This window comes from Desulfonatronospira sp. (genome assembly GCA_003563255.1).
Taxonomy (GTDB): domain Bacteria; phylum Desulfobacterota; class Desulfovibrionia; order Desulfovibrionales; family Desulfonatronovibrionaceae; genus Desulfonatronospira.
The window spans coordinates 1-4,476 of record PWSL01000137.1; the positions used below are offsets into that span (position 1 = coordinate 1).

The window sequence follows — 4,476 nt, forward strand, 5'->3', positions numbered from 1 at the left end:
AACAAGAGCAAGAGCAAAATGTGGCTGGAGCCACGAAAAAATGGTGTTCCCAGGCTGGAGCCTGGGAACAAGAGCAAGAGCAAAATGTGGCTGGAGCCACGAAAAAACGGTGTTCCCAGGCTGGAGCCTGGGAACAAGTGCAAAATGTGGCTGGAGCCTGGGAACAAGAGCAAAGAGCAAATATCCTGAAATTTGCAAGTACCTGATTTTATAGCCAATACGATTCTAGTTACTTGTAAGGAAAGCAGGGGACAGGCACTCCGGGAACCACTTGTTGTCATTTTGTGCTCAAATCGACTCATTTTCAGGGACAAGTGGATCCCGGAAGAGCCAGTCCCCGTGCTACAATTTTAAGGAAAGCAGGGGACAGGCACTCCGGGAACCACTTGAGTATCATTTTGTGCTCATATCGACTCATTATTAGGGACGTGTGGATTTTAAAAAAAGCCAGTCCCCGTGCTACATGCAAAGTGCTGACAGATACAAATTAAAAGTTCTGTTGTGGTGCTATTTCTGAAATAAATATCCAGGCTTCCTTAATGGAATCCATTAATAGTACAGCGTCCTGATGGTCGCCGTTTTTGACCGCCTGCAGTAACTGATCCGCCAGGTGAGCAAAATCTTCAGCCTCAGCAAGCCAGTTGTCTTCGGCATGCATTGGCATAGTGCGGGCTATACGTGTAAACTGCTGTACTTCCTGTATGTCAGGTAATTGATTATCATTCTGGGCTTGCCTTATGCTATCCAGCATATCCCTGATCTGGGTATTTAATGGTTCTGTCATCATTTAAGCACCCTTGGTATATGTGTTTACTCTGAACCATGTAAGGCCGTCAGCTTTTCTGTCCCTCATCAAGGGGGTCCGGCGGTATTTCCGGTTCAGGTAGATCCTCGGGGTCGATTTTAGCAGGACCTTGGGCATGCCCTGACATTACAGAGCTCAAACCCTTGAAGAGGTCAATGGGAATGGGTATTACGGTTGCGTTTCTGCCCTCTGAAGTCATCTCGCGCATGGTCTGTAGATACCTGAGCTGCAGCGCCTGCGGGTATTCAGAAATAATCTGAGCTGCTTGCGTCAGCCTTTTGGCAGCCTGAAATTCACCTTCTGCACTGATGACCTTGGCTCTTCTTTCACGCTCGGCTTCTGCCTGTGCTGCCATTGCCCGCTGCATTTCCTGAGGCAGATCGATATGTTTAAGCTCTACAGTTGTAACTTTGACTCCCCATGCATCGGTCTGCTCATCCAGAATGGACTGGATTTTTGTATTCAGTTTTTCGCGTTGACCCAGGATTTCGTCAAGTTCTGAAGCTCCACAAACAGTTCGTATGGTTGTCTGTGAAAGCTGAGATGTTGCGAAATGGTAGTCCTCAATTTCCAGAACTGCGTGTTGGGGTGACATGATTCTGTAGTACAAAAAAGCATTGACCTTTATGGTGACGTTGTCCTGGGTGATGACTTCCTGGTGAGGGACGTCCAGAGTGACGATCCTGAGGCTTGTTCTGACCATCTTATCAAGCACCGGGATCAGTATGATGATGCCGGGGCCCTTGACCTTTAGAAATCGGCCCAGTCGAAAGATGACCCCTCTTTCGTACTCGTTGAGCACCCTGATTGCGTTCATCAGGAATAATACGACGAGTATAAGTATTGGGAGAGCGTAGGTTAACATTTGTACCTCCTGCTAAAGATTAGACTGGTTTAATATATATTGTCAGACCTTCGATCTGTTCTATCTGAACGTCCTGGCCGGGTTGCAGAGATACGTATTCCCTGGACTGTGCTCTCCAGATTTCCCCCCTGATCTTAACCTGGCCATGGGTTCCGGTCCAGTTGACGACTTTAGCGGTGGATGTGTTGTCAGGTAGACCTGTCTGATGGGTCTTTGGAGCCATTTGTGATCTACCTATCAGGTAGGCCAGTCCGAGCAGTACAACTGTCATTATAAGAACTACAGGTATTATTGTCATAGTAGGTATCTGAAAGTATGGGTGTTCAGCATCGAACAGGAATAAAGAGCCAAAGAAAAAACTGGCGATGGCTGCTGTTGTCAATAATCCGAATGTGGGCATGTTAACTTCCAGTATTATAAATATAAAACCAAGTATTAGCAATAAAATTCCTGCAATATTTGTAGGCAATACCGCCAGGGAGTAAAGCCCCATTACAAGGCACATGGAACCAATAACTCCCGGGAAAATAGCTCCAGGGTTGGAGAGTTCAAAAAAAAGGCCTGCCATGCCGGCTAAAAACAGAAGATATGCTATCTGTGGATGTAGGAGCCATGATAGAATTTTGTATTTGATTCCAGGTTCGAACTGGACAATATAAATGTCCTGGCTGTCAAAGGTAATCTCTTCACCGGCAACGTAAATACCCTTCTTTCCCAGCTGGCTTAAAAGATCCTCTTCAGATACAGCAATATGATCAATAACCCGTTTTTGAAGTGCTTCTTCAGCATAGATATTTGCAGCCTCTGTGACCGCCCTTTCATACCACTCAATATTACGGTCTTTGTCCTTGGCCACAGAACGAACCAGTGAGAGCATTTCGTTGATAATCTTTGCAGCCATGGTTTCATCCTGCTCTTCACCTCCCATGGTAACTGGTGATGCAGATCCTATGGTGGTCATAGGACTCATTACAGCATGGTCAGAAGCTGCAACCAGGAAAACACCGGCAGAGGTCGCCCTGGCACCTGGAGGATCGACCCAGACAATTACAGGGACCTCAGAATTGAGAATATCCTTGACCATATTGCGCATGGACTCAGCTAAACCACCTGGTGTATCCAGACGTATCATCAAAGCTATAAAATCTTCATCCTGAGCTCTAGCTATAGACCCCTGCAACAGCTCCTCCGTTGCAGGGGTTATCGGGCCATCGATATCCACCTTGAGGATTCGATGCTTATAGCCGTCGTTCTCAGCAAACACTAAATTGAAGAACATAAAAACAATTGCTGCAGCAAAACACAGTTTAAATAATTTCATTGTATTCTCTCTGTTGAGATTAAAAAGTTGGCAACTGTTGAACACGGATTTGAAAAGTGCTGACAGATAAATCATAAAATAAGCAGGGGCCGGTTCTCCGGCTCCCACCAGGGCTGTACGCCCTTCACTTCGGCACGCAGGTGCCGGCAGGCTGTCATACGATCTGCAAAGCGCTGCTCTGTTAGGCGCTTAGCATAAATTTCAAACAAACACGTTGTTTCATTTTTAAAGAAAGCCAAGAGGGTAGGCCCACGGAACACACGGAAGGGCACGGAAGTTTTTAAAGCGTTGCGAAGCAACGCATATTCTGTGAAATTCCGTGTATTCCGTGGGCAGTCTCTTTTGCACAGAAGGGGCCTCAATTTATGCGAAACGGCCAACGGGGACAGGCACTTTTGACGACCTCAAACCGTAAAACGGCCGGACTATCGGGTCATAAAAAGAGCCAGTCCCCTTCCAGCTCTGAACAGGTACTTCTGATTATAGAATTATAATACAGAAATCTTCAGAATCAATAATTATCCGGGGTGTATTTTTTTAAAACATTCCAGACAAAATTTTTTAAAATCCTGTTGTCTGGCAGCAGTGACTCGATATCAGGCAAAACAATGAGTGAGAGCTGGTCAATCATCCATTTCCCATAATGAAACCGCTTGTCAGGAAAGAGCACATGAAATGCTTTGGCTCCAAAACAAAAAATATACACCGGATTAATTCTGTTCATAAATGAAATAAAAAAATGTCTCCTTGACAGGGAATCCTGATGGATCGGACTGAAAACTGGCCAGTAAGTGACAGCTAGAGCATCCCAGCCCAAATGACTCTGAACTGTCTGCAGCAGTTTTAATCTATGTGATTTTTGATCTTGTGACAGGTCCTGATATAGTTCATAATATGTCCATACCGAGTAGGCGGGTCTGTTCATGGATTCTAAGAATGGCTCCAGCTTTTGATGTGTCAGGATGGTCTCCTGTGAGACGCTGAAACTGGAAATTTTGTCATGAGAATTGTTTTTTGAAAAATCTGAAACATGGTGGACATCACCTTTTGAACGCAGGCGGTCGTGTCTGAAATTGACATGATAATTGACACCAAGCATATAAAGCCTGGTTGCTGCAGGATGTGAATTTATAATCTTTGAATCCAATCCAGGAGGCTCCATGCGATACTTTGCTTTGATGAGCCGGGCCAGTGTTCTTGACGGCCATGTCTATCAAATACAAACACTTGATTATCCTCAGACCCGAAAGGGGTTTTTTCCTTTAACACTTGATTGGCTACAATGATGTCCAATTGCTTGTTTTTAAGTTTGTTCAGAGCATTGGACTCCAGGTCCTGAGCCTCAGCAGCAAATCCGATTATTTTTTGTTTATGGGTTTTATTGCTGCTCATGGCTGCAAGTATGTCGATGGTCGGCTCCATCGTCAACTGAAGAGATTCTTTGCCTTGCTTTTTAAATTTTGGCTGCGGACATGGAACAGGGGT

Annotated in this window: 5 protein-coding genes; 1 reads left to right on the forward strand and 4 read right to left on the reverse strand. The window is 45.2% G+C overall.

Annotated features, from left to right (window positions below):
- A partial coding sequence (locus QZP87_RS03730) for a hypothetical protein (RefSeq protein WP_291321574.1) occupies nt 1–189 on the forward strand: 189 nt, incomplete at its 5' end.
- Between the two features lie 298 nt (nt 190–487).
- On the opposite strand, the gene QZP87_RS03735 is transcribed toward QZP87_RS03730, so the two are convergent.
- The 4 genes from QZP87_RS03735 to QZP87_RS03750 form a co-directional block, all read right to left on the reverse strand.
- Entirely contained in the window at nt 488–787 is a 300-nt protein-coding gene (locus tag QZP87_RS03735; RefSeq protein ID WP_291321575.1) for a GAK system XXXCH domain-containing protein, read from the reverse strand.
- 46 nt (nt 788–833) lie between these two features.
- On the reverse strand, nt 834–1,670 hold the full coding sequence (locus tag QZP87_RS03740) for a slipin family protein (protein ID WP_291321576.1): 837 nt from the start codon (nt 1,668–1,670) through the stop codon (nt 834–836).
- Nucleotides 1,671–1,689: 19 nt separating this feature from the next.
- A complete protein-coding gene (locus QZP87_RS03745) occupies nt 1,690–2,991 on the reverse strand; it encodes a nodulation protein NfeD (protein WP_291321577.1) in 1,302 nt (433 codons plus the stop codon).
- Nucleotides 2,992–4,119: 1,128 nt separating this feature from the next.
- On the reverse strand, nt 4,120–4,476 hold a 357-nt coding region (locus tag QZP87_RS03750; protein WP_291321578.1), incomplete at its 5' end, for a phosphopantothenoylcysteine decarboxylase.